Source organism: Acinetobacter sp. ANC 3781 (assembly GCF_004331285.1).
GTDB lineage: Bacteria > Pseudomonadota > Gammaproteobacteria > Pseudomonadales > Moraxellaceae > Acinetobacter.
Genome location: NZ_SJOH01000008.1, coordinates 47,104 through 73,312, shown reverse-complemented (window position 1 = coordinate 73,312; position 26,209 = coordinate 47,104). Strand labels below are relative to the sequence as shown.

Annotated in this window: 23 protein-coding genes and 4 tRNA genes; 18 read left to right on the top strand and 9 right to left on the bottom strand. The window is 41.4% G+C overall.

From position 1 onward, the window contains the following. Positions 1-4 precede the first annotated feature (4 nt). On the top strand, positions 5-724 hold the full coding sequence (gene phoU / locus E0H89_RS07665; RefSeq protein WP_131216112.1) for a phosphate signaling complex protein PhoU: 720 nt from the start codon (positions 5-7) through the stop codon (positions 722-724). Between the two features lie 106 nt (positions 725-830). Here the strand turns inward: phoU and E0H89_RS07660 are convergent, their stop codons facing one another. Continuing rightward, entirely contained in the window at positions 831-2,633 is a 1,803-nt protein-coding gene (locus E0H89_RS07660) for an ABC transporter ATP-binding protein (protein ID WP_131216056.1), read from the bottom strand. A 147-nt stretch (positions 2,634-2,780) separates the two neighbouring features. On the opposite strand from E0H89_RS07660, the gene E0H89_RS07655 reads away from it, so the two are divergent. After that, entirely contained in the window at positions 2,781-3,398 is a 618-nt protein-coding gene (locus E0H89_RS07655; RefSeq protein ID WP_131216055.1) for an alpha-ketoglutarate-dependent dioxygenase AlkB family protein, read from the top strand. A gap of 215 nt (positions 3,399-3,613) precedes the next feature. Here E0H89_RS07655 and E0H89_RS07650 read toward each other — a convergent pair whose 3' ends face one another. After that, positions 3,614-4,387 carry an IclR family transcriptional regulator gene (locus E0H89_RS07650; protein WP_131216054.1) on the bottom strand — a complete coding sequence of 258 codons (774 nt, stop codon included), beginning with the start codon at positions 4,385-4,387 and terminating at the stop codon, positions 3,614-3,616. Positions 4,388-4,866: 479 nt separating this feature from the next. Here E0H89_RS07650 and E0H89_RS07645 point away from each other — a divergent pair, with 479 nt between their 5' ends. The 3 genes from E0H89_RS07645 to E0H89_RS07635 are packed head-to-tail and all read left to right on the top strand — an operon-like array spanning position 4,867 to position 8,217. Beyond that, positions 4,867-6,954 (top strand): FUSC family protein, encoded by a 2,088-nt coding sequence (locus E0H89_RS07645; RefSeq protein ID WP_131216053.1) that lies wholly within the window; start codon positions 4,867-4,869, stop codon positions 6,952-6,954. A gap of 2 nt (positions 6,955-6,956) precedes the next feature. Further along, entirely contained in the window at positions 6,957-7,163 is a 207-nt protein-coding gene (locus E0H89_RS07640) for a DUF1656 domain-containing protein (protein WP_131216052.1), read from the top strand. 46 nt (positions 7,164-7,209) lie between these two features. After that, positions 7,210-8,217, top strand: a complete 1,008-nt coding sequence (locus E0H89_RS07635; RefSeq protein ID WP_131216051.1) for an HlyD family secretion protein — start codon at positions 7,210-7,212, stop codon at positions 8,215-8,217. Positions 8,218-8,580: 363 nt separating this feature from the next. Here the strand turns inward: E0H89_RS07635 and ruvX are convergent, their stop codons facing one another. The 3 genes from ruvX to recN all read right to left on the bottom strand — a co-directional run bounded on the left by ruvX (position 8,581) and on the right by recN (position 11,351). Next, entirely contained in the window at positions 8,581-9,024 is a 444-nt protein-coding gene (gene ruvX, locus E0H89_RS07630) for a Holliday junction resolvase RuvX (protein WP_131216050.1), read from the bottom strand. Further along, positions 9,017-9,571 carry a YqgE/AlgH family protein gene (locus E0H89_RS07625; protein WP_131216049.1) on the bottom strand — a complete coding sequence of 185 codons (555 nt, stop codon included), beginning with the start codon at positions 9,569-9,571 and terminating at the stop codon, positions 9,017-9,019. Before E0H89_RS07625 ends, ruvX begins: the two co-directional genes overlap by 8 nt. A gap of 118 nt (positions 9,572-9,689) precedes the next feature. Next, complete coding sequence (gene recN, locus E0H89_RS07620) at positions 9,690-11,351, bottom strand: DNA repair protein RecN (RefSeq protein ID WP_131216048.1); 1,662 nt, start codon at positions 11,349-11,351, stop codon at positions 9,690-9,692. Between the two features lie 748 nt (positions 11,352-12,099). Here recN and ppnP point away from each other — a divergent pair. The 3 genes from ppnP to E0H89_RS07605 all read left to right on the top strand — a co-directional run bounded on the left by ppnP (position 12,100) and on the right by E0H89_RS07605 (position 14,252). Next, positions 12,100-12,423: a pyrimidine/purine nucleoside phosphorylase gene (ppnP, locus tag E0H89_RS07615; protein ID WP_067866108.1), complete on the top strand. Its 324-nt coding sequence runs from the start codon at positions 12,100-12,102 to the stop codon at positions 12,421-12,423. A gap of 130 nt (positions 12,424-12,553) precedes the next feature. Next, the gene (gene rlmB / locus E0H89_RS07610; RefSeq protein ID WP_131216047.1) at positions 12,554-13,303 is read left to right on the top strand and encodes a 23S rRNA (guanosine(2251)-2'-O)-methyltransferase RlmB; all 750 of its coding nucleotides are present in this window, start codon (positions 12,554-12,556) and stop codon (positions 13,301-13,303) included. Between the two features lie 31 nt (positions 13,304-13,334). Beyond that, positions 13,335-14,252: a DMT family transporter gene (locus E0H89_RS07605; protein WP_131216046.1), complete on the top strand. Its 918-nt coding sequence runs from the start codon at positions 13,335-13,337 to the stop codon at positions 14,250-14,252. On the opposite strand, the gene coaE is transcribed toward E0H89_RS07605, so the two are convergent. The 4 genes from coaE to pilB are packed head-to-tail and all read right to left on the bottom strand — an operon-like array spanning position 14,249 to position 18,707. Continuing rightward, complete coding sequence (gene coaE / locus E0H89_RS07600; protein WP_131216045.1) at positions 14,249-14,863, bottom strand: dephospho-CoA kinase; 615 nt, start codon at positions 14,861-14,863, stop codon at positions 14,249-14,251. The genes E0H89_RS07605 and coaE overlap by 4 nt on opposite strands. Before the next feature lie 15 nt (positions 14,864-14,878). Continuing rightward, positions 14,879-15,739: a prepilin peptidase gene (locus E0H89_RS16845; RefSeq protein ID WP_131216044.1), complete on the bottom strand. Its 861-nt coding sequence runs from the start codon at positions 15,737-15,739 to the stop codon at positions 14,879-14,881. Then, positions 15,739-16,965 (bottom strand): type II secretion system F family protein, encoded by a 1,227-nt coding sequence (locus E0H89_RS07590; protein WP_131216043.1) that lies wholly within the window; start codon positions 16,963-16,965, stop codon positions 15,739-15,741. Before E0H89_RS07590 ends, E0H89_RS16845 begins: the two co-directional genes overlap by 1 nt. 29 nt (positions 16,966-16,994) lie before the next feature. Further along, positions 16,995-18,707 carry a type IV-A pilus assembly ATPase PilB gene (pilB, locus tag E0H89_RS07585; protein WP_131216042.1) on the bottom strand — a complete coding sequence of 571 codons (1,713 nt, stop codon included), beginning with the start codon at positions 18,705-18,707 and terminating at the stop codon, positions 16,995-16,997. 280 nt (positions 18,708-18,987) lie between these two features. On the opposite strand from pilB, the gene tpiA reads away from it, so the two are divergent. From tpiA to E0H89_RS07535, 10 genes are all read left to right on the top strand, one after another. Further along, positions 18,988-19,779: a triose-phosphate isomerase gene (gene tpiA / locus E0H89_RS07580; protein ID WP_131216041.1), complete on the top strand. Its 792-nt coding sequence runs from the start codon at positions 18,988-18,990 to the stop codon at positions 19,777-19,779. A gap of 13 nt (positions 19,780-19,792) precedes the next feature. Further along, positions 19,793-20,122, top strand: coding sequence for a preprotein translocase subunit SecG (gene secG, locus E0H89_RS07575; protein ID WP_131216040.1), 330 nt, complete (start codon positions 19,793-19,795; stop codon positions 20,120-20,122). A gap of 53 nt (positions 20,123-20,175) precedes the next feature. Beyond that, a tRNA-Leu gene (locus E0H89_RS07570) sits at positions 20,176-20,260 on the top strand. A gap of 47 nt (positions 20,261-20,307) precedes the next feature. Next, a tRNA-Met gene (locus tag E0H89_RS07565) sits at positions 20,308-20,384 on the top strand. Between the two features lie 71 nt (positions 20,385-20,455). Continuing rightward, a tRNA-Met gene (locus E0H89_RS07560) sits at positions 20,456-20,532 on the top strand. A gap of 92 nt (positions 20,533-20,624) precedes the next feature. Beyond that, a tRNA-Met gene (locus E0H89_RS07555) sits at positions 20,625-20,701 on the top strand. Positions 20,702-20,912: 211 nt separating this feature from the next. Next, entirely contained in the window at positions 20,913-21,437 is a 525-nt protein-coding gene (gene rimP / locus E0H89_RS07550; protein ID WP_131216039.1) for a ribosome maturation factor RimP, read from the top strand. 39 nt (positions 21,438-21,476) lie between these two features. After that, positions 21,477-22,961, top strand: coding sequence for a transcription termination factor NusA (gene nusA / locus E0H89_RS07545; protein ID WP_131216038.1), 1,485 nt, complete (start codon positions 21,477-21,479; stop codon positions 22,959-22,961). Between the two features lie 10 nt (positions 22,962-22,971). Next, positions 22,972-25,683, top strand: a complete 2,712-nt coding sequence (gene infB, locus E0H89_RS07540) for a translation initiation factor IF-2 (RefSeq protein ID WP_131216037.1) — start codon at positions 22,972-22,974, stop codon at positions 25,681-25,683. Beyond that, positions 25,683-26,087, top strand: a complete 405-nt coding sequence (locus tag E0H89_RS07535; protein ID WP_131216036.1) for a ribosome-binding factor A — start codon at positions 25,683-25,685, stop codon at positions 26,085-26,087. The genes infB and E0H89_RS07535 overlap by 1 nt, the downstream gene beginning before the upstream one ends. The last annotated feature ends 122 nt before the right edge of the window (positions 26,088-26,209 follow it).

The window sequence follows — 26,209 nt, the reverse complement described above, 5'->3', positions numbered from 1 at the left end:
CCCCTTGCCAAATAATCCGGTGTTGAACCACCATATTTCTTCGCAATTTAATGAAGAGTTGCAGGATGTAAATACCAAATTTATGACCATGGGTGGCTTGGTTGAACAGCAAGTTGCCAACGGTATCCGTGCTTTATTAGACACCGATGCCAGTTTGGCGATTGATGTGCAATTTCAGGACAATATCGTCAATCGTTTAGAAACAGAAATTGATGAAGCCTTAACCCTGATTTTGGCGCGTCGTCATCCTGCGGCAATTGACCTGCGTATGGTAATAGCCATGTCTAAAGCCAATACCGATTTAGAGCGTATTGGTGATGAAGCGGCGAAAATTGCCCGTATCGCGCAGAATTTGTGTGAAGAAGGTAATTCACCTCGCGGCTACATGGAAACCCGTCATATTGGTAACCAGGTGCGGGTGATGATCCATGATGCCCTAGATGCTTTTGCGCGTTTAGATATCGATCAAGCTTTGCGTGTATTACTTGCCGATGCCGATATTGACCGTGAATATCAATCTGCAACACGTACCTTAATGACCTATATGATTGAAGATCCGCGTCATATTTCACGGGTGATTAATGTGTTGTGGGTACTGCGCTCTTTAGAACGAATTGGTGATCATGCGCGCAATATTTCTGAACAAGTCATTTATATAGTCAAAGGTTTAGACGTACGCCATACCAGTGTTGCGGAAATTGAAGAAAAAGTTCAAGAACGTTAATTTCTAAATCAATTCTCAAAAAGCCTCAACTTAGATTGAGGCTTTTTTTATCAGTATGATGTTGATTAAAAAAATTAAAGAACAGATATTCAAACAGATGTTGTGTCTAACTATGGGTTTCTTCCTCAGAATCCTCCTCGAAAGTTTTAGCAATTTTTTCAATGTTTAAACTTTTGGCCATAGCATCAAAAATTTCTTTATATACACCTTCTTGATGATAGAGCGCATCATGTTCGCCGTGTTCGACAATGCAACCTTCTTTCATCACATAAGTGTAATCGGCATCAATTATTTGCGACAAACTATGCGAAATCATAATCACGGTTCGTCCTTGTTTAATTTGATCCAGACTTTTTTTAATTTGCTCCGAGGCAATCGCGTCTAAACTGGCAGTCGGCTCATCCAGAAAAATAATCGGTGGGTTCTTTAAGAACATTCGGGCAAGTGCAATCCGTTGTTGTTGTCCGCCTGAAAGCATCAGGGCATCGGCGTCATAAGCATGCGGAAGCTGTAAAATTTGCTCATGAATCGAGGCTTTTTTGGCTGCAGTCATCACATCTTCTATACTGGCATCGGTTTGACCATAGCGAATATTCTCAAAAATAGTCCCTTGAAAAATATGATTTTTTTGCAGTACCAAACCAATATGATCACGTAAATAGTGAGTGTCGATGTCTTCCAGATTTATGCCATCGAGTTGAATCTCCCCAGACGCGGGCTGATAAAACTTATCCAATAAGCTGATTAAGGTCGATTTCCCCGCACCGGATAAACCGACCAAAGCGGTGATTTTATTCGGTTGAATCACCAGGTTGATGTTCTTTAATGCATGAAGGCCATTCGGATAATAAAATTCAACATTTTTAAGTTCAAACTTCCCTGTAATCACAGGTTTTTGTGCACCACTTGGTTCAATTTCATGATCCGCTTCTAAAATTTTAAAGAAGCTTTCTGAGTAAATCATCGCGTCATTCACTTCATCATAAATACGGTGCAAGGAACGAATCGGGGCGGAGACATTATTGAACAGCAGCACATGGTACATAATCATACCAATACTCATTTGCCCATCCAGCACAAAATAAGCGGTTAAAATGATGATCAGCACAATCCCAATCTGTTCGATAAAGGTTTTTAAACCGTCAAATAAAAAACTGGTTTGACGGGTCTGCATCTGATTGTTGGTCAGTTCTTTTTGGAGTTTGAGCTGTTTGTCAGATTCAATCGATTCGCGATTAAAAGATTTGATCACCGTAATCGAGTTGATAATGCTTAAGATGCCTTGGCTCTTTTTTTCACGTCCATCGCGTAGATTACGTCGCCATCCCCCCAGTTTTTGTGCCTGTTTATAGGTCAGCCAAAAATAAATCGGCACAATACTTAAAGCCACCAATCCAACATAGAAGTTGGCATAGAACATCAGCCCCAATGCCACAATCGCACTGGTAAATAACGGTAAAATATCAATAAAGAAGATTTGCACCAAGCGCGTTAGCGAACCAATACCACGGTCGATACGAGTTTGTAATTTACCGGCCTGGTTATTGTCTTCATTAAAAAAAGCCAGCCGATAGGTCAGAAATTTTTCAATGATACCTTGGGCTAAATCCTGCGAAACAAAAATTCGCAGTTTTTCGCCATAAAATTTTTGTCCAAATTGCACGAAGGCATTGATGACTTCTTTACCCAGTAAAATAGCAGAGATGGTGATAAGAATATGCCAGCCTTCTGAAAGTCCTGAACCTGCTTCAATCAGGCGATTAATACTATCAACGGCGTATCTTAAAGTCAGTGCATTGACCTGTGCGGTGAAGGATCCAATCAGGGTTAAAATGAGGGTTGCAATGACCAATAAGCGATAGGGGCGGACAAAAGGTTGAAGTTTTTGAAATAAGTGCCATAAATTCATATGCAGTTTTTTATTGTTCAGCTTGATTTCAGTCTAAGCCTGATTTTCTGATGTCACAAGCGCATACAATGTTTTGAATTGTGAGCAGGAATAATCCGCTAAAATAAAAGTGAATTTTACATTTATTTATGACTGTGTATTTTGACCATGAACTTTGAATTGTTTGCACCTGAAGCTCAAGACAATCTCTTGCCTTGTGACGGGATTGTAGAAGATTATGGCCTGATTTTAACCCCTGAGCAGAGTGAAAAATATTTGCAGTATTTTTTAAGCAATTTAGCCTGGCAACATGACCGGGTATTTTTATTTGGCCAACATCATATCACCAAACGCCAAGTGGCTTGGTATGGCGATGAAAACTATCAATATCACTATTCAGGCACCTTTAAGCAGGCACATCTGTGGAATCCTGCGTTATTTCGTTTAAAGCAGCATATTGAGAAATTGGTTGGACATCCGTTTAATTCCTGTTTGGCTAATCTGTATGAGGAGGGTACGCAGGGCCTAGGCTGGCATAGTGATGATGAAGCGACTTTAATCTCCGATAACGAACAAGAAACTGTAATTGCTTCTTTAAGTTTGGGTGCCACACGAAAATTCAGTTTTAAGCATAAAAATAAAGCTGCAAAAGTCGATATACTTTTACATAGCGGACAACTGATCGTGATGCGAGGCCAAACCCAGCAGTACTGGAAACATGCTTTAATGAAATCGACAAAAATAGTTGAACCACGGATTAATCTGACCTTCCGTTATTTTTTCTAAAGGCAAAGGAATGCATTTGACCGGCTAACAATAAGGCAAAAAAAAGCTCATGCATAGGCACAAGCTTTTCTCTGAGGATGTTGCTCAAATTGTCATGGAATACAATTGGCTACATGAAGAACAATAATCATATTATGAGAATAAATTAAATAATTCAATTATAAAATATGCTTTATTTTGCGTAAATTGATATTTGTTTGAATTTTAACATAATTTTAAAGCTCATCATCTCCAGATAATTCAGCAAATTTTTTCTCAATCAATGCAGCATTTTCCTGCAAAATTTCGATCAGTTTCTGGAAATTAATAAACTCAAAGCGATTTTTAGAGCCTAATAAGGTCAAAGCTAAAGGAGGTTCTTTGCTGGAAAATTTCACTGGAATAGAAAGGCTGGCCAAATTTGGATCAACTTCTCCATTTGAGAAATAATAGCCCTGCTTTTTAATCTGTTTCATCTGTAACAGGAATTCTTCTTCGCTATGGGCAAATCTGACTTCAGAAAATTCAGTTTTAAAGCGCTGGTAATAATCCAAAATGTGCTTTTTGGACAAATGCGCCAGAATGGCTTTGGCAGACGAACCTTTATAAATAGGGCGAGGGCAACCACGGCCATAAGTCAGTGTAGTCAGGTCTTTATACAGTTCATGATGAATGTCGATACATGAATCGTAATTCAAATGCGTGAGCAGACAGCCGAATTCAGTACGTTCCACAATTTGCTGCATAAACGGAATGCTAATTTGCACCAAAGGATCTGTAGTGCGGGAAATATAGTCCAGTACTGCAATTTTAGTACCTAGCGTGTAGTCACCTGAAGTACCACTTAAGCGTTGTAATAATTCTGAGGATACGAGCTCTTTCAAATATCGGTAACTGGTGGGTTTAGACAGTCCTAATTCTTCACTAATGATATCGACATTAATGATAGGGCGAGACACCGAAAACAGATCCAAAACGGTGAGAATCTTACCAAAACTAGAAATTGCCATAAATACCTGCTTGGTCAAAGCATATAAAAAGAAAAAATAACACGTAGTACTTTATAACAAAAAATAGCAAGAGCAGAGCTTTTGTTCTGACAATATTGTATTTGTCAGTATTTAAAAAAATTTTATATTTTGTATGAGAAATTTAATGATTACTGTTTAAATATATTTATTAATTTAATGCATATTATCATAATAAGATATTATAATTGACTTATATTGGTTTTTTTGAAAAGATGTATGATATAAATATCTAATGATGAATATTTAACCATATTCGGTTAAATATTTCTTCTGTTTTATGTTGCATAAAAAACGTAATGTGAAAACTTCTCTATTCATTTTGAATGACGATCATTTCTGATGGCATGTTTACTCATGTCTATTTTTTACCCGATGTATCTTCAATATATCTCGTGCACTTAAGTCGTCGTTCAAAAACCAGTGGAGTAAAGCGTTAAACCTGAATTAGAGATCCATCCATGCTGCTCATCAAACCATTACTCGCATTTCGTCCAAATAAAATGGATTGGATTTTTGCGACTAAAACTTTTGTGGCAGGCATGCTGGCCCTTTATGTCGCATTTTCTTTGAATCTGGCTTATCCGATTTGGGCCATTGGTACAGTGTTCGTGATCGCCAATCCGTACTCGGGCATGACCTCTTCAAAAAGTATTTATCGGATTTTGGGAACCTTGCTGGGTGCCATTGCCTCGGTTGTAGTCACTCCGCTTTTGATGAATACCCCATGGTTATTTACCTGTTTCTTGGCGGCCTGGGTGGGATTTTGCCTGTATATTTCGCTGCTGGATCGAACCCCGCGCAGTTATGTTTCTATGCTGGCGGGTTATACCGCAGTCATTATTTGCTACAACATTATTTATTATGCCGATACGGTGTCTATCTTTGATATGGCAATTGGCCGTTTTTTGGAAATTACAGTGGGAGTGGTCTGCAGTGCTATTGTCAGCACCACCATTTTTCCGCTGCACATCGGGCCGGCTGTGGAAACCCGTGTTTCAAAAACCATTCAGGATACCAACGCATTATTTGACCAGATCTTGCTGGATCAAAAGCAACTGCATCATTACAACCAATTACTCGGCAATATTACCCGGGATACCTCCGATATCCATACGATGGCGGTACATTTATCGTATGAGAAATCCAGCCTTCAGGGCATGACCAAACCGTTACAGGAAATGCTGCATCAATTAACTGTATTGGTGGCAAATCTGGTGGCGATGTCTGAACGCATGAAACAGCTCGACCAAATTGATTTGACCTATCGTACCAGTCTGAAAGCTATACATACTCATATTGCTGAATTTTTAAAAGATGGCCATGAGATCAAACCACAGGAACTGAATCTTTTACCTAACCAGTTTGAATCTGATTTTGATGCTTTAGTGGCATCGGCACGACCTGAACAAGTGATTATTTTAAACGGCTTGAAAATGGATATCCGGCATTTTATTCAGAATGTCCGTGCAGTAAAACTGATTTGGCAGCGCATTCAACAAGGCGATGATTCCTTGCCTGAAAGTATGAGTCCTTTAACTACCACCTATCCGAGTTTGCATCGGGATCATGGGGTAGCGGTGCGTGGGGGCATTTCGGCATTTATTATTATTATGATTTCCACAGCATTCTGGATTCTAAGTGGCTGGAAAGCAGGTTTCATGTTGGCGGAAATGGCGGCAATCAGTGCCTGTATTTTAACTGCCATGGATAATCCGGTACCGGCGTTAAAAATCTTTATCCGTGCCAATATTTATGCGGCTGTAATGGTTTTTATTTATGCTTATGGGGTTTTCCCGCATGTCACTACCTTTTGGGAACTGGTCTTGGTTCTGGCGCCCTTCATTATATGCTGTCTAATGTTATTTCCTCATCCCCCTTTAACCGGATTGGGGCTACCCCTACTGATGGGAACGATAATGGGGTTAAATTTACATAATAATTATTCGCTAGATCAGATTGCGTTTTTTGATGCCTCGATTGGCTCACTGATTGGTCTGATAATTTCGGTTTACGTAATTCACATTGTTCGAGCGATGTCTCCGGATATAACCGTACAACGCATTTTGGCTATGCATTATAAAGCGGTCAGAAAGGCCTTGTATCTGCCTTATGGGACCGAGTTTAAACAGCATTTGCGTAGCATGCTGGATCGGATTGGAGTGCTGAATGGTAAAGCTGCTGTTCAGTCGCAAAGGTTAAACAAAGAAATTCATCTGGCACTGATTGAAACCAGTGCAGTAATTGACCTGACGCGACTGCAGGAGCTGATCGAAAAACTGCCCGAGCAAGCATCTATTGTTTCTTCGATTGAAAATTTGCAACAGTCGCTAGATGACTATTTTCGTGCCAAAGAAATGCAGCGACCCCATACCGACATTTTACAGAATTTATTGCATAGCCTTGCCGTGGTTCAATCTGCAACCGATGAGGTCGAGAATTCCGATATTGCACAGCGTCTGAAAATTTCACTCAATAATATCTGCAGCAGTCTGTGTCATCAAAATACGGTCAATGGAGCTAAACAGAAAACTTTGGCAGTGAGCTAAGCATGGGTGAACTTAATCTTTATGGGGTCTACGTCCCGATCCTTCTAATTCAGAGCATTCTTGCGTATGTGCTGCTTAAAATCGTCAGGAGGGCAACAGATCGACTGATTGATCAGGGCTGGATTGCAGGGCCCGGTATATTCAATTTGTGCCTGTATATTGTGCTGCTTTTTCTGGTGCACTGGCTCTTTATCCTGTGTGCCATCTAATGGACATCCGTGCTGTCCAAATTGAAATGAATGAGGTAAACCTGAAATGACATCTTTTGATCTACGCAAAATAATTCGTCCGATTATTTTGCTGGTGGTAGGGCTGATCGCGATTTTTGCCATCATCCATATCTGGAATTATTATAATTCCGAACCGTGGACGCGTGATGGGCGTGTACGTGGTGATGTGATTCAGGTGTCTTCTGATGTTTCGGGGCTGGTAACTGAGGTCTTGGTACAAGATAACCAGAGCGTTAAAAAAGGACAGGTGTTGTTTAAAATTGATGTCGCCCGCCAGGCCATTGATGTCGAACAAGCCAAATCTGATTTGGCCAAGGCCAGCGCGGGTTTAACTGCAGCTCAGGCCGAGCTGGCCCAAGCTCAAGCCAATGTGGTGAAGTCGCAAGCAAATATTAACTGGGCAGATAAAAATGCCAATCGCTATTCCAACTTGATGGATGGTGCAATTTCAAAACAAGAACAAGAGCAGATGTTTGCAATGCGTGATCAGTCCCATGCAGAACATGAACAAATGGTTGCAGCCATTGCACAGGCTAAAGCCAACATCGTGCAGCAAAAAGCGCTCATTGAAGTGGCAACCAGTAATCTGCATCTGAGAGAACTGAATTTGCATCGCTCTGAAGTGGTTGCACCTGCCGATGGCACCTTGTCCAATTTTGAACTGCAGCAAGGCAGTTATGTCAAAGTGGGGCAAGCGGTTGCAGCACTGTTAAACCGCCAGCATTTATATATTGTGGGTTATTTTGAAGAAACCAAACTGAATAAAATTTATGTCGGAGCACCCGCAACCATTCAAATGATGGGTGATTCTGAAAAGTTAACAGGTCACGTTCAAGGGATTGCATCGGGTATTGAAGACCGCGAACGTACTTCGACCTCCGGACTTTTAGCCAATGTGAATCCAACCTTTAGCTGGGTTCGTTTGGCACAGCGCGTGCCGGTAAAAATTATTCTGGATGAAATGCCGAAAAATGAATTGGCTTTTATTGCAGGACGCACCGCAACCATTCATATCGAAAAACCAGTCAAATAATGAATGCCAATCAGTTAACCAACCGAGGAATATTTTAAATTCCTCATGTTGTTTGATAAGAAAATACCTTATTCACAACTTGAACGGGAACAAAGCATTACTTTGTTTCTGTTCAAGATAAAACTAAAGTTAAAAATACAGTATTGCCAATTTTTTTCATCAGGGATACTGTATCTTAAGCACCCAACGAGCAGTACATATTGGATTTAAAAATAAGACTGCGGTGAGTGACTCATAAGATAAGGGGAATGGTGCAACCGCTTAATTGATCAGCATTAGCCAGGTAATCGTATTTGTTTGTTCATTTTAATAAAAAGCTATTCAGTTTTGAATGGCTTTTTTACATTAATGATATTTAGAAAATTAAGGTGTAAGCCCTTCAGGGTTGCGATACCAGCTTTCAATAAAAAGTGCAGCAGCCACACTATCCGCAGACAGTTTTTTAGCGCGACCTTGAGCTTGATAATGACCCAGTTCATCTCGCGCTTCACGAGTGGTTAAACGCTCATCTACCATCAAGGTTTCAATATTGGTTTGATGGCGTAAACGGCGTGCAAACTTGCGTGAGCGTGCCGAAAGTTCAGATTCGCTATCATCCATATTCAACGGCAATCCCACTAAAAATAAAGTCGGTTGATACTGTTTCACAATTTTCAGTAATTCATCCCAGTTGGGAATCCCATCTTTCATTGGAAACAGGCCAAGCGGATTGGCACTTTCAATCAAGGATTGACCGACCGCCATGCCCATTTTCTGTGTACCAAAATCGAATGCCATAATCAGCTGGGGTGGTGATAAATCAGGCATGTCCAATCTCTGAGGAAAGCCAATTGCGGTCTACGCCCATTTTTTTATAGGCAGCATCCCAACGATCGTCGTAAGGCAAGTTAAAAATTAAATCCATATCTGAATCACAGATGAGCCAGTCGCCACGTGCCAGTTCTTTTTCAAGCTGGTTTTTGCCCCAACTCGCATAACCCAAGGCAATTTGATAACGTCCAACACCTTCGTTATGTGCAATGGCATCTAAAATATCTTTAGATGTGGTGATGCAGACATTTTCACCCACCGCAATGGATGAATGCCAGGTCGGCTGACCAGTATGCAGCACAAAGCCTGCTTCCGGACGTAACGGCCCACCCTGTAATACATCATGGGGATTGACATTATCCGCTTCAATTTCCAAGTCATTCAATAACTCTTTGATTGAAAGACCGGAAGGGCGGTTAATGATAATGCCTTGAGCACCATCTTCATCATGTCGTGCCAAATAAATAACCGTATTGGCAAAAAAATCATCGGCTGAATCAGGAGGTGCAATCAGACAGCGATGTGTCAGATATTGTTTAGTCATCTAAGCTATCCCCCCTTAAAATCAAAAAATCTGATTAAATTAATAATAATGCTTTTATAAGCAACTTACTAAACTAATTGAATTTCGCCAATCATTTTTTGTGATTTAGCCTACAAACTTATACCTGATGAAACTTAAGTTGACGTAATTGCTTGGCATGTTGCAGGGTTGTGTCATTAATTTCGACACCGCCGGTCATACGCGCCAACTCATCAATACGTTGTTCTTCGCTCAGGTCGATAATGGTGCTGCTTGCAGGATCCGTTTGGCGTTTCTTCACCAACAGATGTTGATCGGATTGTGCTGCCACTTGAGCTTGATGGGTAATACATAAAATCTGTACATGTTGGGCTAAATCTGCCAATAAGCGTCCAACCATTTCTGCCGTACCGCCACTGATTCCGACATCAATTTCATCGAACACCAACACTTCAGATTCGGTTTTTTCAGCATTCATCACTTGCATGACCAGAGCAATACGTGACAGTTCACCACCAGAAGCTACACGTGCCAAGGGTTGTGCAGGAATGCCTTTATTTGCGGTAAACAGCAATTGAATAAAGCTGAGGCCTTCTGATGATGCTTGTTCCAAAGGTTCAAACTTGAATTCAAAATGGGCTTCAGGCAATGCCAGTTGTTTCACTTGTTCTGTGAGTTTTTTAGCTAACGGACTCGCGGCTTCACGACGAATATCATCTAGGTGCTGAGCTTTGGCTAAAAAGTCTTGATGTGACAATTCTACTTGTTCAGCTAAAGTCTCAGGATCTTCCAGTTGATGGAGCTGTTCAAGTTCCGCCTGCCAGGCCTCATATTCTTCTTTTAGCGTTTCAGGTTGAGTACGATATTTACGCGCTAAACGATGGAAGATTTCCAGTTGCAAGTTGAGCTCTTCCATGCGTTCAGGATCAAAACTTTGGCGGTCAATAAATTGATGTAAATTCGCCGTCGCATCAGCAAGTTCACTTTGTGCATTTACTAATGAATTATAAATTTCTGCGAGTAGCTCACTGCGACCGGCATGCGATTCCAAACGACGAATAATCGAAGAAACCTCTTGGGTGATATTTTGTTCAGCTTCATCCAGCGCATTTAAGCTATAGCTACAATCCAGCATGATATGTTCATGATGACTTAAACGGTCGAACTCTTGCTCAATCTCTTTATAGTCAATGTGAGTGATTTCTTCGAGTTCTTCAAGCTGTAATTCTAAAGTTTCAATCCGTTGTTTACGCGTCACTTGTGCATCTAATGCCGCTTGATGCTGACGAATATCTTTTTGCCAGGTGCTATAGGCATCTCGGACATCTTGTGCAGGCTGATAAAAGTTGTTGTAACGATCTAACCAATGCTTGGGATAAGGATGTTCCAACAATTGTTGCTGACTGTGCTGACTATAAAGTTGCACCAGTAAACGACCAATTTCTTTCAGTTCAGCCAAGCTGCTTGGGCGACCATTAATCCATGCTTTGCTGCGACCTGTCGCAAAAATCACCCGTCTTAAATGAATCTCGCCAGATTCATCATCCAACTCATGTGCTTTAAGCCATTCAGCTTCGGGACTTTGTTCTTTATAACTGAAAACAGCGGTAACATCGGCTTTGTCTGAACCAAAACGGACGTAATTGGTATCGGTGCGCTCACCCAAACAGGCAGAGAGGGCATCCAGCAGTAAAGATTTACCCGCACCTGTCTCCCCAGTCAGGACATTGAAACCTGGTTCAATATCAATGGCTAAATGATCGGCTAAAGCGAAATTGATCAGAGTTAAGTGTGTCAGCATAAACGCATCCGAGCTGCGAAAAGTTTTAATCTAAGATAGTGAAATTTTGTTTTGGTCACAAGCCAGCTCTTATTTTAAGATGACGTAAAACATTATTATTTTACCTGATATTTATAATGAAAATACTTTTTACTGAAGATACCTTATAAAAACAATATCTACTTCCATTGAATTCAATATTACTACGCTATAGGTTTGCAGCTAGCCAAGCCTGCGAGAAGAGAATCTAACCCAGATAAACCTCTATCAGTCATGCTCCAATAATCTGGGGAATTTTTATCTAAATAGATATTTGATTTTATAGATTTTTTAAGGAGTTTCACCTTCATACTGTTAAAAAATGCTCCGCACACTAGGCAAATATCTATCCATACAAATCATGGATCAGTATTCCTTGATAAGTATCTTGGGTCGAAGTTTAAATACTAAATTGACTCATCCCGCTAAGCTTCAGACCTATAACAAATTGCCTGACAGATGGTGATTGTTTTGCTGCAACATCTACTCTATGGAAAAGCAGATAGACCTTTAGTCGATGAAGTACAAAAACTTATTTGTGCTTATGCTAAGGTTGATTTAGACTCTCACAAAATCGTGGTAAATCTTAGTCTTATTGATGTAGGAAAATAACTGCAACAATTTGTAAAATATTGATTTAGCCGTATGAAACACCGATTGATTAGTTGAATGCAGGCCTTTAAACTACATCAATCAAAAATTATAAATGCGCATTATCTGGAGAATACGCATGTCAAATCAGTTTGATCATGTTTCTGTTATCAAAAAATCGAATGTTTATTTCGGCGGTTCATGTATTAGTCATACCGTGCAATTCGAAGATGGCACAAAAAAGACACTAGGGGTAATTTTACCGACTGAACAAGCACTGACTTTCGAAACTCATGTACCTGAACGTATGGAAATTATTTCAGGGGAGTGCCGTGTACAAATCGCGGATAAAATCGAGAGTGAATTGTTCCGTGCAGGACAGTCTTTTTATGTCCCAGGTAATAGCCGTTTTAAAATTGAGACCGATGAAGTTTTAGATTATGTTTGCCATTTAGAAGGCTAAACATAAGTCGGACTAAGGCAAAGAAATTTTAGCCTGAATCAGTTAAACTAGATTTAAGCATCAATCCTGTAAAGTCAGCTTTGCAGGATTTTTCTTTTTACATTGTATAAATACATTTTAGAGGCCGTTCATGGCAAAAACCGAATATTTTTATGGCGTTCACTCAGTGGAGTCATTACTTGAGCTTGAGCCAGAGCGTGTACTTACTTTATTTACGCTAAAAGGTCGTGATGATCAGCGTTTGAAAAACGTTTTGGCTTTGGCAGATCCTTTTGGAATCAGTGTACAACAGGCCAGTCGTGACAAACTGGAAAAATTGGCGGGTCAGCCTTTTCATCAAGGGGTGGTTGCTGCAGTTCGTCCACATCCAACATTGAATGAACAGGATTTGGATGATTTGCTGAAACAAAATCCTCAAGCACTGTTGTTGGCTTTAGACCAAGTCACTGATCCACATAATCTGGGTGCTTGTATTCGTACAGCAGCGGCTATGGGTGTTGAAGCGGTGATTGTCTCGCGTGATCGTTCTGCAAGCTTAACCCCGACAGCACGTAAAATTGCTGCAGGTGGTGCAGAGAAAGTGAAGTTTATTCAAGTAACCAATCTTGCACGTACCTTGGGTAATATCAAAGATGAATTCAATGTACGTGTTGTCGGTACCATGCTAGATGAAAAAGCATTACCAGTGCAGCAGTTTGATTTTACCGGAACAGGTATCTGTGTGGTGATGGGCGCGGAAGATACCGGCTTGCGTCCAATTACCCAGTCACAGTGCGATCAAACGGTTTATATTCCTATGGCAGGAAACTTGCAAAGTTTGAATGTGAGTGTGGCAACAGGTATGGCTTTATATGAAGCTTGCCGCCAGCGTAATGTGTAATTTTATCATCTCAATTTAATAGTTGTTTGCTATGTCTCCCCGGTCTCAAGGTTATCTCTATGTCGCCATTACCATGTGCATCTGGGGGGGATTTACCATTACGTCCCGCTTAAATGCACAGTGGGGAATCAGCGCTTGGGATATCACGGCTTTACGTTTTGCTCTGGCATTTTGTATTTTAATGCCGATTCTGATCTATAAAAAAGACCTCGCCTTTTTATGGAAAAAAGAACCGTTTCTTTTGGCGATGATTGGCGGGGTAGGATATTGCCTGACCTCATACAGCGCATTTCACTATGTCCCTGCAGCCCATGCGGCGATTTTTCTGAATGGCTGTATTCCTTTGTGTACCGCAGTGGCCGCATTTTTGCTGTTTAAACAGCCTTTTGATCAGCATACCTGGATTAGTCTGGGCATTATGTTGACTGCAATTGCTGCCATGAGTTTTTTAATGTATCAGGAAACCGGTATCGCTTTTGGTTTTGGCGACATGCTGTTCTTGTTGAGTGCAATCTGGTGGGGTGTTTTTACCGTGCTATTACGGCAATGGAAACTTTCTGCATGGCATTCTATGGCCGGTGTTGCCATCTGGTCAGCGATCGTTTATGTGCCGATTTATCTGTTGTTCTTGCCGAAAAATTTAACTGAACCTGAGCCGCTCCATTTACTGATGCAGGTGATTTTTCACGGCATTTTTGTGGTGATTGTGGCGACACTGACTTATGTCGAAGCCATCAAACGACTGGGTGCATTTAAGACCGGCAGTATCGTGACTTTGGCCCCGTTTATGGCAGCAATTCTAGCTGTGCCGCTTTTAGGTGAACCCTTAAGTCTGGCGATTATGTGTGGCTTGATTGGCATAGCGATTGGTGCTTTGCAGCCGTGGCGCTGGATCATGCATAAAGACAGTTTACAGCAGCAACTGGATCAACAAAAAAAGCAGTCTTAATCGGCTGCTTTTTTTTGCTTGCTACGTTGCAAATAAGTATTATGCAGCGGTTTTAAATGGCTATATAAATGATCAAGATGTCCGTCATTCAGCACGATATCATCTGCCAGGCTTAGTTTCTGCTGACGTGGCATTTGTGCCTGAATGATTTTCTGAATCTGTTCAGTGGATTGCCCATCACGTTGGCTAGCACGTTGAATTTGTAATTCTTCAGTCGCATCAATAAGTAACGTATGATCGGTTAATTCATGTTGATTGGTTTCAAACAGCAGGGGAGAAACCAGAATCGCATAGGGACTGGTTGCGGCATGCAGTTGTTGAATAATTGATTGACGAATAGCAGGGTGGGTGATGCTTTCCAACACTTTACGTGCATTTGGATCCTTAAAAATATGTTCACGTAAAGCCCGGCGATTCAGTTCTCCATTGTCTAACAGAACCCAATCCCCAAAAGCCGCGTGAATTTGTTGTAACGCGGGTTGTCCTTTTTCTACAATCTGACGTGCCACCATGTCGGCATCCACAACGGTGATTCCTTGGGCTTCAAACCATGTACTTGCGGCCGATTTCCCGCTGCCAATACCGCCTGTTAAACCCAAGATAAATGTCATGTATTCATCCAAAAATTATTGTCCTAAATAAACTTTCATAATCTGCTCACCCCAAATAAACGCAATCCAACCTGCAATAGCAATATAAGGACCGAAAGCAAAAGGCTGGTTTTCTTTACGTATTTTCAGCAGAATAATGCCAATGATTGCTCCGACCATGGATGAAAGCAGCACAATTAAAGGTAGCATTAAAGGTCCCATCCAGGCACCTAAAGCAGCCAGTAACTTAAAGTCTCCATAGCCCATACCTTCTTTACCGGTAATGACTTTAAACAGGTAGTACACAATCCAAAGGCACAAGAAGCCAATAATATAGCCCCAGATTGCAGACATAGGAGAGGTATAAATAGCATAACTATTAATGCCTAAACCGAGTGCTGCTAAAGTTAAGGTATAACGATCCGGTAGGAGCTGAGTATCAAAATCAATAAAGGTCAGTGCGATGAGTATCCAAGTCAAAAGCAACCCAAAGAGCATTTGTAGGGTTGGCCCGAAGACCGCAACTATCACCAATGAACATAGGGCAGTGAGTAGCTCAATTAAAGGGTAACGAATGCTGATTGGATTTTTGCAAGAACCGCATTTGCCCCCTAAAACTAGCCAACTAATTACAGGAATATTTTGATACCAACGAATTTCTGTATGGCACTTAGGACAGGTGGATGCAGGTTTGCTCAGGCTAAGTTTAGATTCATCAATAATCGGTTGTTCAGGATGAAGTAGCATTTGACAATCTTGTCGCCATTCTTGCTCCATTATCTTGGGTGTTCTATAAATAACGACATTCAGAAAACTACCAATACAGAGACTGAAAAGCCCAACTGCAAAATAAAGCGCAGTTGGGTTATTGATAAAATAAGAGATAAATTCTTGCATTACACCACAGAACCCATTTGGAAAATTGGCAGGTACATGGCAATAACTAGACCACCAACGAGGACGCCAAGTACAGCCATAATTAATGGCTCCATCATTGAAGTTAAGCCATCAACAGCATTATCGACTTCATTTTCAAAATGAGTCGCCACCTTGTCCAGCATACTGTCCAATGCACCTGACTCCTCACCGATTGCGACCATTTGCACGGCCATGGAGGGGAATTTGTTGGTGACACGCATGGCAAATTGCAATTGTTGACCTGTGGCAACATCATCGCGAATTTTCATCACCGCTTCTTCATAGACACAATTGTTTGTTGCACCAGCGGTTGACTCTAAAGCATCAATTAAAGGTACACCGGCAGCAAATGTGGTTGCTAAAGTACGACTGTAACGCGCGATAATGGCTTTATACACCAGGTCTCCAAAAATAGGGGCTTTGAGCGCTGCTTTATCGAGGAAATCACGAAATTTTTTGCTGCGTTTTTTTGCTTCCATAAAACCGGCTATAATGGCACCAATGACAATAATTAAAACAAACCAGTATTTTTGCATCCATTCCGACATACCGACAACCATTTTAGTAAATGCCGGTAAATCTGCACCAAATGAACTAAATAAATCCTGAAAGACAGGGACGACTTTCACCATCAAAATAATGGTCACAACAAGTGCAACGACAATAACAGCCATAGGATATTTCATGGCCTTTTTAATTTTTTGCTTTAAAAGTTCACTTTTTTCTTTATAAATAGCAACCCGGTCAAGCATGGTTTCCAAGGCACCGGACTGTTCACCAGATTCAACGAGTGAGCAAAATAAGTTATCAAAATATTGAGGGTATTTTTTGAGTGCGCCGGCAAAGGTATTTCCGCCTTCGACTTCACCTTTAATGCCTAACACCACTTCGCGCATAGAGGGATTTTCAAGACCTTCAGCAACAATTTCAAAGCTTTGTACCAAAGGTACACCTGCTTTCATCATGGTCGCCAGCTGGCGTGTAAAAATGGTGATATCAAGTGTAGATACCTTTTTTTTCATTAAGCCTTCGAGAATATTTTTTCTTTTTTCCCGAATCGTCTTGATGGTAATTCCCTGTTTGCGTAAAGTCACTTTTGCAAGTGCCATGTTACGTGCAGGTAATTCTCCTTTAAGCTTTTCCCCTTTACGATCAACCCCTTCATAACTGAAGGTGGGCATCATCTGTGCTTTTTTGACAGCCATGAATTTATCCTTATTTTTAAATACTTTCTCTATTCACTGGTCACACGATTGACTTCTTGAAGAGAAGTCACCCCCTGCATGACCTTTATTAACCCTGAACGCCGTAAATTATTAAACCCCGATCTTGTAGATGCTGCTGCAATTTCAAGTGCATTGCCATCTTCCATAATAATTTTCGAAATTTCAGGTGTCACTTTCATGACTTCATAAATACCGACACGACCCTTATAACCTTCCCGACATTCTGAACAGCCGACAGGTTGATATACTTGAAAATCCGGGTGTTTAAGATCTTCTTCTCGAAATCCCATTTCCAGTAAACTTGGTTCTGGAACATCAGCAGGAATTTTACATTGTGGACATAGACGTCGAGCTAAACGTTGCGCAATTACCAAGTTTACAGAGGTAGCAATGTTAAAGGAAGGGACGCCCATATTCCTTAAGCGCGTTAAGGTTTCAGGTGCACTGTTGGTGTGGAGCGTTGACATGACCATATGACCCGTCTGAGCCGCTTTAACAGCAATTTCTGCCGTTTCTAAATCTCGGATCTCACCGACCATCACAATATCAGGGTCCTGACGCAGGAATGACTTGAGGGCAGCAGAGAAGGTTAAGCCGACTTTGGCATTGACATTGACCTGATTGATCCCTTCCAGGTTAATTTCCACAGGATCCTCGGCCGTCGAAATATTGGTATCTTCACGATTGAGAATATTCAAGCCGGTATATAAAGAAACGGTTTTACCGGAACCCGTTGGGCCTGTGATCAACAGCATACCTTGAGGTTTGTCCAGAGCTTGCATAAATAATTCTTTTTGCTCGGGTTCATAGCCCAATGCATCAATACCCAGCATCGCACTGGATGGATCCAGGATACGCAGTACCAGTTTTTCTCCAAATAGGGTAGGAAGTGAGTTAACACGAAAATCAATGGCTTTGGATTTTGAGAGTTTAAGTTTAATACGGCCATCTTGCGGTAAGCGCTTTTCAGAAATATCCATTTGAGACATCACTTTTAAGCGCGAGGCTAAACGTGTCGCGAGTTGTAATGGCGGGTTAGCAATTTGACGTAGAACACCATCGACACGATAGCGAACACGATAACTTTTTTCATAGGGTTCAAAATGTAAATCTGAAGCACCCATCCGAATCGCATCAATCAATAATTTATTAATATATTTAACAATCGGTGCTTCATCTTCTTTTTGATCATGTTCTTCATCGTCTTTTTGACTAAGATCTTCTTGTTCAAGATTTAGATCGATATCATCATCAGAAAATTCGAAGCTATCTGCTTCGGCAAAGTTTTGTTCAATCAGTTTGATTAATTTTGGATGTTCAACAATCACGGCTTCAATATTCATTTTACTACTGAAGCGGATGGCATCCATGGCATCCATATTGGTGGGATTACTGGTGGCAACATAAAGTAAGTTGCCACGTTTAAAAATAGGTAAAACCCGATGTTTGGTAATTAGCTTTTCATCAATTCCTTCGCGGATAATTTGTGCAGAATCATATACGCTGAGGTCAAAAAGTGGTTCCCCAAATTCTTGAGAAATTTTCTCGGCAATATCCAAGGGAGAAAGTTTTAATTGATCAATCAAAAAAGGAACAATATCTTGATTGGCTTTTTTTGCACTTAATACGGCATTCTGCATGTTTTCAGCAGAAACTAAGCCATCTTCAACCAAACGGCGAATAAAACCAGTGAATCTTGGTGAACCTTGTAATGCTGTCATGCTTTAATATGCCCGCTCAATCAATTTGTTTATAATTGGTATTTTTAAATTATACTTTTGTTATATAAAAATACCATATCTGAAAATGTTGTCATCTAGTTAATATTAGACAAAAGCTTGAACCAGTCGTAATTACATGGAGAAAGTTTTTATAGAGAATTCAAGAATAACGTGTAAAAAATAATAATGACATAAAAAGCCAGGTGAAAATTTTCTAAAAAATATTGAATTCCGTGTAGAATACGCGCGGTTAAATGAATTGTTTTTAATAGGTTACTGTATGTCGGGTTCGGCTATTACTCCTTGGGTTGTTGGCAATTGGAAAATGAACCCAATGCAGGCAGACACCAAAGAGCTGATCAAAAGTTTTAAAAAATTATTGCAAGACAATGAAATTAAAGAAGAAAAATGTCGTATCGGTGTTGCCCCTAACATGCTTGCCTTGGCCAGTGTTCAAGCGGAATTGGCAAGTTCAGTACGCCCTATTGATACCGTTGCTCAGAATATTTCTTGTATGGCAGGTACAGGTGCCTATACCGGAGAAGTGAGCGCCGAACTTCTGAAAGATCATCAAATTGAGTTTGTACTGATTGGTCATTCGGAGCGTCGCGAGATCTTTGGCGAAACTGCGCAAATACTGAATGAAAAAGTTAAAAATGCTTTAAATGCAGGATTAACCATTATTTACTGCGTAGGTGAAAGCCTGGAGCAACGTGAAAATGGCCAAGCAGAGCAGGTGGTATTGCAACAAATCTGTGATATTGCCGCAGTGGTTCAAGCTGAACAGTGGCAAAAGATTGTGATTGCCTATGAACCAATCTGGGCAATTGGTACCGGTAAAACGGCTTCCCCGGAAGATGCACAAGCCATGCATGCCAAAATTCGTGAAGGCTTAACTCAAATTACATCGTTCGGTCCAGGCATTGCCCTTCTGTATGGCGGTAGTGTTAAAGCTGAAAATGCAGTAGAGTTGGCTGCCTGTCCAGATATTAATGGTGCGCTGGTTGGTGGTGCATCTTTAAATGCAGAGTCTTTCTATAAAATTGCTCAGGCTTTTGCAAATACAAAATAATTAGGAGTTCAGCATGCAAACTTTTGTGCTGGTGGTACATATTATCTTAGCCATTTTAATGATTGTATTGATTCTGGTACAACATGGTAAAGGTGCAGATGCAGGCGCATCATTTGGTGGCGGCGGTGCTGCGACTGTATTTGGTGCTTCAGGTTCAGCGAATTTCATGACTCGCTTAACGGGTATTTTGACAGCTTTATTTTTTGTCACCAGTTTAACTTTAGCAGTGTTTGCCAAAAAACAAACCACAGATGCTTATAGCTTGAAATCGGTGCAAACTACCACGACTGCTCCGGTGAATTCGAATGAAACTTCGCCAGTCGCACCGAAAACAGGCCAATAACGCGATTTAGTTCTTTCTTTTTGGGTTTGATCCGACTAGAATGCGACACAGCTGCGGTGGTGGTGGAATTGGTAGACACGCTACCTTGAGGTGGTAGTGCCTTCGGGCGTGGGGGTTCAAGTCCCCCCTTCCGCACCAACTTGTAATCCAGAACATAAGTTGGTGTTGTGCAGCAAATCTGTTGATGCGGGATGGAGCAGTCTGGTAGCTCGTCGGGCTCATAACCCGAAGGTCGTTGGTTCAAATCCAGCTCCCGCTACCAATACTATTTAGAAGCAAACTAAATAGGCGATTTAAATAATATTTAAATGGTGATTGATTTTTGCATGTTGTTGCGGGATGGAGCAGTCTGGTAGCTCGTCGGGCTCATAACCCGAAGGTCGTTGGTTCAAATCCAGCTCCCGCTACCACTTTTTGATTAGGGTGCAACTTAATCAAGCAACCATTGAACAGTTTTTGATTGAAAATGCTCAATGAATTGTATATAATTTTTGCACGTTGTTGCGGGATGGAGCAGTCTGGTAGCTCGTCGGGCTCATAACCCGAAGGTCGTTGGTTCAAATCCAGCTCCCGCTACCAAGTTTCTAAAAGGCTCACAAAAATGGTGGGCCTTTTTGCACAGTGGACTTTGGTTTTTCTGTGTACACAGGGGCGATTACGCCCTTTTTTATTGGCTATCGTGTAGTGTCGACATCCATTGGTCAAATTGTCATGTTTCACTACTAATATAGTTGAGTTAGTCTGAACTGGTCATATTGACCATTGAATCGCACAACAATGACGAGAGTAAATGAAGCTATCAAATAAAACTCAAGCACTCCAAGACCTTATAACTCCTGCAGTGCAAGCTTGTAATGTAGATCTTTGGGGAATTGAATTTATTCCTCAGGGTAAGCGTTCTTTATTGCGTATCTATATTGATAAAACCAACGAAAATAACACACAACCTGTTATGAATGAAGATGGTGAGCTTGAACAAGGTCAGGGTATTGGCGTACAAGACTGTGTTCGCGTAACCCAGCAAGTAGGCGCAATGCTTGACGTGCATGATCCAATTTCTGGCGAATACTCACTTGAAGTGTCTTCTCCAGGTTGGGATCGTCCTTTCTTTCAACTTGCGCAAATGCCTGCCTATATTGGGCAGCAAATTGCTTTACGTCTGATCAGTGCTGTAGAGAACCGTCGTAAATTCCAAGCGAAACTGATTGCTGTTGATCTTGAGAATGAAATTATTCAAGTCGAAGTTGAAAATCAACACGTACTTGAAATCGACAGTCATAATATCGACAAATCAAATTTGATCTTTCAAGATTAATTCATTCAATCAATAAGAATCTGAACGAATAGGTGACTTATGGCTCGTGAAATTCTTACCGTAGTAGAAACGGTTAGTAACGAAAAAGGTGTAAGTCGTGATGCAATTTTTGAAGCGCTTGAACAAGCTTTAGTTGCTGCGACTAAAAAGAAATTTTACGAAGGCACCCATGCAGAAGAAGCACGTTTACGTGTGGAAATCGATCGTAAGACGGGTGACTACCGTACTTTCCGTCAATGGGAAGTGGTAGCGGACGAAGATCATGAAATGCCTGCCTGTCAGGATGCAATCTCGGATCTTGACCCGGAACAATGGGCAATCGGTGATATTCGTGAGCTTGAAGTTGAGTCGATTGACTTCGGTCGAATTGCTGCACAAATTGCGAAACAAGTGATTGTGCAAAAAATTCGTGAAGCTGAGCGTGCTTTAGTCGCTGATGCATATGAATCTAAAGTTGGTGAACTTATCTACGGTGAAGTGAAAAAACAAACCAAAGATGGCTTCATTATTGACTTGGGTGACAATGCTGAAGCATATCTTGCTCGTGAAGAAATGATTCCTAAAGAAATTCTTCGTCCTAAGCAACGTATGAACGCCATTTTATATAGCGTGAATCGTGAAGGTCGTGGCGCACAATTACTATTGTCACGTGCACGCCCAGAAATGCTGATTGCGTTAATGAAGAAAGAAATTCCTGAAATTTCTGAAGAAATCATTGAAATTAAAGCAGCTGCACGCCAACCGGGTGTTCGTGCTAAAATTGCTGTGAAAACCAACGATCATCGTATTGATCCTGTGGGTGCATGTATTGGTATGCGTGGTACACGTATCCAAGCGGTACAATCAGAATTGAACGGTGAACGTATTGATGTAGTGGTATGGTCTGATGATCCAGCACAGTATATTGCTAGCGCTTTAGAGCCTGCTGATGTATCGAGTATTGTGATTGATGAAGATGTCCATAGCGCAGATATTATTTTTGCAGCAACGGATCAGTTGGCACGTGCCATTGGATCACAAGGTCAAAATGTTCGTTTAGCTTCTGAATTGACTGGCTATAAATTGGATATGATGCTCGAAGAGGAATTCTACGCGCGTCAGCAAAATGAAGCTCAACAGTATCTCGACATGTTTGTGACACGTTTGGATATTGAAGAAGATTTGGCAATGGCTTTGGTTGAAATGGGCTTTACTTCTCTTGAAGAAATTGCTTATGTTCCAGCTGAAACATTCGATGAAATTGAATTAGATGCTGAAACTGTTGAATTATTGCAAAGCCGTGCCAAAGAAATTACCTTGGCTGATGCTTTAAGACAACAAGAAGACATCCAGGAACCAAGTGCAGAACTCATTGCAATGGCTGGGATGACACAGGAAATCGCGTATGCACTTGCAGCTCGCGGTGTGGTAACAGTAGATGATTTGGCAGACCAGGCAACGGACGATATTGCAGATATTGAAGGTTTAGGTGCTGAAAAAGCGGGCCAATTCATTATGAAAGCGCGCGAATCATGGTTTAACTAGGAGGAAATATATGCCGGACAAGTCGATTAAAGAGTTAGCTCTCAGCGTAGAACGTCCTGTTGAGAAGCTCCTAGAGCAGGTTCGTGACGCAGGCTTACCACAACGTAAAGCTGACGATATTATTTCCACTGAACAACAAAATACTCTCGTTAACCATTTGAAGAAAATTCATGGTCAAAACGATGGGAATGCAGGAAAAATCACGTTGAAACGTAAAACAACCAGTACTGCTAAAGTGGCAAGTACATCAGGTAAGGCGAAAACCATTAATGTAGAAGTTCGCAAGAAGCATACATTTACCAAGCCAGACCCTGAACAAATTAAAGCTGAAGCATTGGCAAAAGCGCAAGGTCAACAAACTGCAACTACTGCAGCAGTTGAACCCAAAGCTGCTGCGCCTGCAGATGCTGCAAACCAAACTGGCGTGTCTAAAGCAAAACAGGCTTTAGAAGCAATGCGTGCTGCTGCTCAGCAACAAACAGCTAAGCAAGAAGTTTCCAAGGCTGCTGTTGTGGTAACGCGTAAGTCGAATAACAAACCGATTGTGAAACAAACGGTTAAGCAAGTTGAAACAGCTGAACAGAAAAAAGTACGTGAAGCTCAATCAGCGCAATTAAAAGCAGTTGAAGAAGCAGCACGTCGTAAATCGGCTGAAGAAGCTCAACAACGTACGCTTGAACAAATGCGTCAGATGGCGTCTAAGTACACCTCTGAAGATACCACTGCAACAATTCGTGTGGTCGATGATTCTCCATTGGCGGCTGGTCTTGTTGGTCAGGCTTATGAAGATTCATTTGCGAAAGAAGACCGCGAAATCAAACGTGGTACCAATACGCCAACTGCACGTGCACCGAAAAAAGGTGGACGTCGTGGTCAAGAAGAGCAAAGCTTCAGTAAACAGCCTAAACGTGGTTTGAAAACCAGCCAAGGCAACAAGCATGGCTTTGAAAAACCGGTTAAAAAACAAATTTATGATGTTGAAATCGGTGAAACCATTGTTGTTGCAGACTTAGCTGCGAAGATGGCGATTAAAGTTCGTGAAGTCATCAAATCGCTCATGAAAATGGGTGAGCTTGTGACTCAGAACCAAGCGATTGAGCAAGAAATTGCGGCACTCGTAGTTGAAGAAATGGGGCATAACCCTGTTCTAGTTTCTGATACTCAAGCTGAAGATAACTTACTTGAAGCAGCTGAAGAAGCGCGTGGCGTTCAAACCACTCGTGCGCCAGTTGTAACCATCATGGGTCACGTTGACCATGGTAAAACATCGCTTCTTGACCGTATTCGTCGTACCAAAGTGGCTGCGGGCGAAGCGGGCGGTATCACACAGCATATCGGTGCATATCACGTTAAAACGGATAAAGGCATTATCACTTTCTTAGACACACCGGGACATGCAGCGTTTACTTCTATGCGTTCACGTGGTGCGAAAGCGACTGATATCGTGGTTCTGGTTGTTGCTGCTGATGATGGTGTAATGCCACAAACTGCAGAAGCAATTGATCATGCGCGTGCTGCAGGTACGCCAATTATTGTTGCAATCAACAAGATGGATAAAGAATCTGCCGATCCAGATCGCGTATTGAATGAATTGACTGCTAAACAGATCGTACCTGAACAATGGGGCGGTGACGTACCTGTAGCCATGGTTTCTGCACATTCTGGTCAAGGTATTGATGAACTACTTGATCTTATTTCGATTCAATCAGAAATGCTTGAATTGAAAGCATCTGAAGAAGGTGCTGCACAAGGTGTGGTCATTGAAGCACGTGTAGATAAAGACCGCGGTGCGGTTGCTTCTATTCTTGTACAAAACGGTACATTGAATGTGGGTGATTTGGTGCTTGCTGGTTCATCTTACGGTCGTGTTCGTGCGATGGTGGATGAAAACGGTAAACGTATTAAATCAGCAGGACCTTCGATTCCAGTAGAAATCTTGGGTCTTCCTGAAGCGCCAATGGCGGGTGATGAAGTTCTTGTTGTTAATGATGAGAAGAAAGCACGCGAAGTCGCTGATGCACGTATGGCACGTGAACGTGAAAAACGTCTTGAACGTCAAAGTGCAATGCGTCTTGAAAACATCATGGCGTCTATGGGCAAAAAAGATGTGCCTTATGTGAACGTGGTGCTTAAGACTGACGTACGCGGTACCTTGGAAGCATTGACCGTAGCATTGCAAGCATTGGCAACAGATGAAGTACGCGTTCGTGTAATTGGTTCTGGTGTTGGCGCAATCACTGAATCAGACGTAACTCTTGCTGAATCTTCTGAAGCAGTTCTGCTTGGCTTTAACGTACGTGCAGATACTACAGCACGTCAAAAAGCGGATGCAGACGGCATTGATATTCGTTACTACAGCATCATCTATGAATTGATTGATGACGTGAAAGCAGCGATGAGCGGTAAGTTGGCTCCTGAGCATCGTGAAACGATTCTTGGTGTGGCTCAAGTACGTGAAGTATTCCACTCAAGCAAATTCGGTGCGGCTGCGGGCTGTATGGTTCTTGAAGGTATGTTGCATCGTAATAAACCGATTCGCGTATTACGTGATGACGTGGTTGTATTCCAAGGTGAGCTTGAATCTCTTCGTCGCTATAAAGAAGTGGTTGAAGAAGTTCGTGCCGGTATGGAATGTGGTCTTGCGGTGAAAGGCTATAAAGACATCAAAGCACTCGATAAGATCGAAGTGTACGATGTTCAATTGATTAAACGGAGTCTTTAATGGCGGGTAGTCAGCGTCTTAAGCGTATGGGTGATTCAGTTCAGCGCGAGTTGTCTGAACTGATTCGTCAGGAGCTGAAAGATCCACGCTTAGGTGGTCTTGTGACCATCTCTGCGGTGAAAGTTAGCGCAGACTTAGGATATGCCGAAGTTTATGTGACTGTAATGGGTCGTGAACTTGGTGATGACCAAAGTGAAGCCGCCAACAAAGAAACTCTAGATGTATTGAATAAAGCATCTGGGTTCTTGCGTCACGAATTGAGTCGTCGTATCAAGACACGTATTACGCCACGTTTGCGTTTCCATTATGACAAAACCAATGCTTACGGCAATTATATGTTTGGTCTGATTGCAGAAGCAGTGAAGGATTTACCGCCTGCTGAAGCAAAGCAAGATGATGAATAATTAATGTCATAAAAAAGCCACCTCCGGGTGGCTTTTTTTTATTTAGATGATTTTCAATAATTGAATACTTTTACTTTTAAGTTAAATAATTGATTTTATAATTAATTTAAAGACTGTTTAAA

Excerpts from the sequence above, each read along its gene's own strand:
- E0H89_RS07660 (WP_131216056.1), bottom strand. The coding sequence starts at position 2,633 with ATGAATTTATGGCACTTATTTCAAAAACTTCAACCTTTTGTCCGCCCC.
- E0H89_RS07655 (WP_131216055.1), top strand. The coding sequence starts at position 2,781 with ATGAACTTTGAATTGTTTGCACCTGAAGCTCAAGACAATCTCTTGCCT.
- E0H89_RS07650 (WP_131216054.1), bottom strand. The coding sequence starts at position 4,387 with ATGGCAATTTCTAGTTTTGGTAAGATTCTCACCGTTTTGGATCTGTTT.
- E0H89_RS07645 (WP_131216053.1), top strand. The coding sequence starts at position 4,867 with ATGCTGCTCATCAAACCATTACTCGCATTTCGTCCAAATAAAATGGAT.
- E0H89_RS07640 (WP_131216052.1), top strand. The coding sequence starts at position 6,957 with ATGGGTGAACTTAATCTTTATGGGGTCTACGTCCCGATCCTTCTAATT.
- E0H89_RS07635 (WP_131216051.1), top strand. The coding sequence starts at position 7,210 with ATGACATCTTTTGATCTACGCAAAATAATTCGTCCGATTATTTTGCTG.
- ruvX (WP_131216050.1), bottom strand. The coding sequence starts at position 9,024 with ATGCCTGATTTATCACCACCCCAGCTGATTATGGCATTCGATTTTGGT.
- E0H89_RS07625 (WP_131216049.1), bottom strand. The coding sequence starts at position 9,571 with ATGACTAAACAATATCTGACACATCGCTGTCTGATTGCACCTCCTGAT.
- recN (WP_131216048.1), bottom strand. The coding sequence starts at position 11,351 with ATGCTGACACACTTAACTCTGATCAATTTCGCTTTAGCCGATCATTTA.
- ppnP (WP_067866108.1), top strand. The coding sequence starts at position 12,100 with ATGTCAAATCAGTTTGATCATGTTTCTGTTATCAAAAAATCGAATGTT.
- rlmB (WP_131216047.1), top strand. The coding sequence starts at position 12,554 with ATGGCAAAAACCGAATATTTTTATGGCGTTCACTCAGTGGAGTCATTA.
- E0H89_RS07605 (WP_131216046.1), top strand. The coding sequence starts at position 13,335 with ATGTCTCCCCGGTCTCAAGGTTATCTCTATGTCGCCATTACCATGTGC.
- coaE (WP_131216045.1), bottom strand. The coding sequence starts at position 14,863 with ATGACATTTATCTTGGGTTTAACAGGCGGTATTGGCAGCGGGAAATCG.
- E0H89_RS16845 (WP_131216044.1), bottom strand. The coding sequence starts at position 15,739 with ATGCAAGAATTTATCTCTTATTTTATCAATAACCCAACTGCGCTTTAT.
- E0H89_RS07590 (WP_131216043.1), bottom strand. The coding sequence starts at position 16,965 with ATGGCTGTCAAAAAAGCACAGATGATGCCCACCTTCAGTTATGAAGGG.
- pilB (WP_131216042.1), bottom strand. The coding sequence starts at position 18,707 with ATGACAGCATTACAAGGTTCACCAAGATTCACTGGTTTTATTCGCCGT.
- tpiA (WP_131216041.1), top strand. The coding sequence starts at position 18,988 with ATGTCGGGTTCGGCTATTACTCCTTGGGTTGTTGGCAATTGGAAAATG.
- secG (WP_131216040.1), top strand. The coding sequence starts at position 19,793 with ATGCAAACTTTTGTGCTGGTGGTACATATTATCTTAGCCATTTTAATG.
- rimP (WP_131216039.1), top strand. The coding sequence starts at position 20,913 with ATGAAGCTATCAAATAAAACTCAAGCACTCCAAGACCTTATAACTCCT.
- nusA (WP_131216038.1), top strand. The coding sequence starts at position 21,477 with ATGGCTCGTGAAATTCTTACCGTAGTAGAAACGGTTAGTAACGAAAAA.
- infB (WP_131216037.1), top strand. The coding sequence starts at position 22,972 with ATGCCGGACAAGTCGATTAAAGAGTTAGCTCTCAGCGTAGAACGTCCT.
- E0H89_RS07535 (WP_131216036.1), top strand. The coding sequence starts at position 25,683 with ATGGCGGGTAGTCAGCGTCTTAAGCGTATGGGTGATTCAGTTCAGCGC.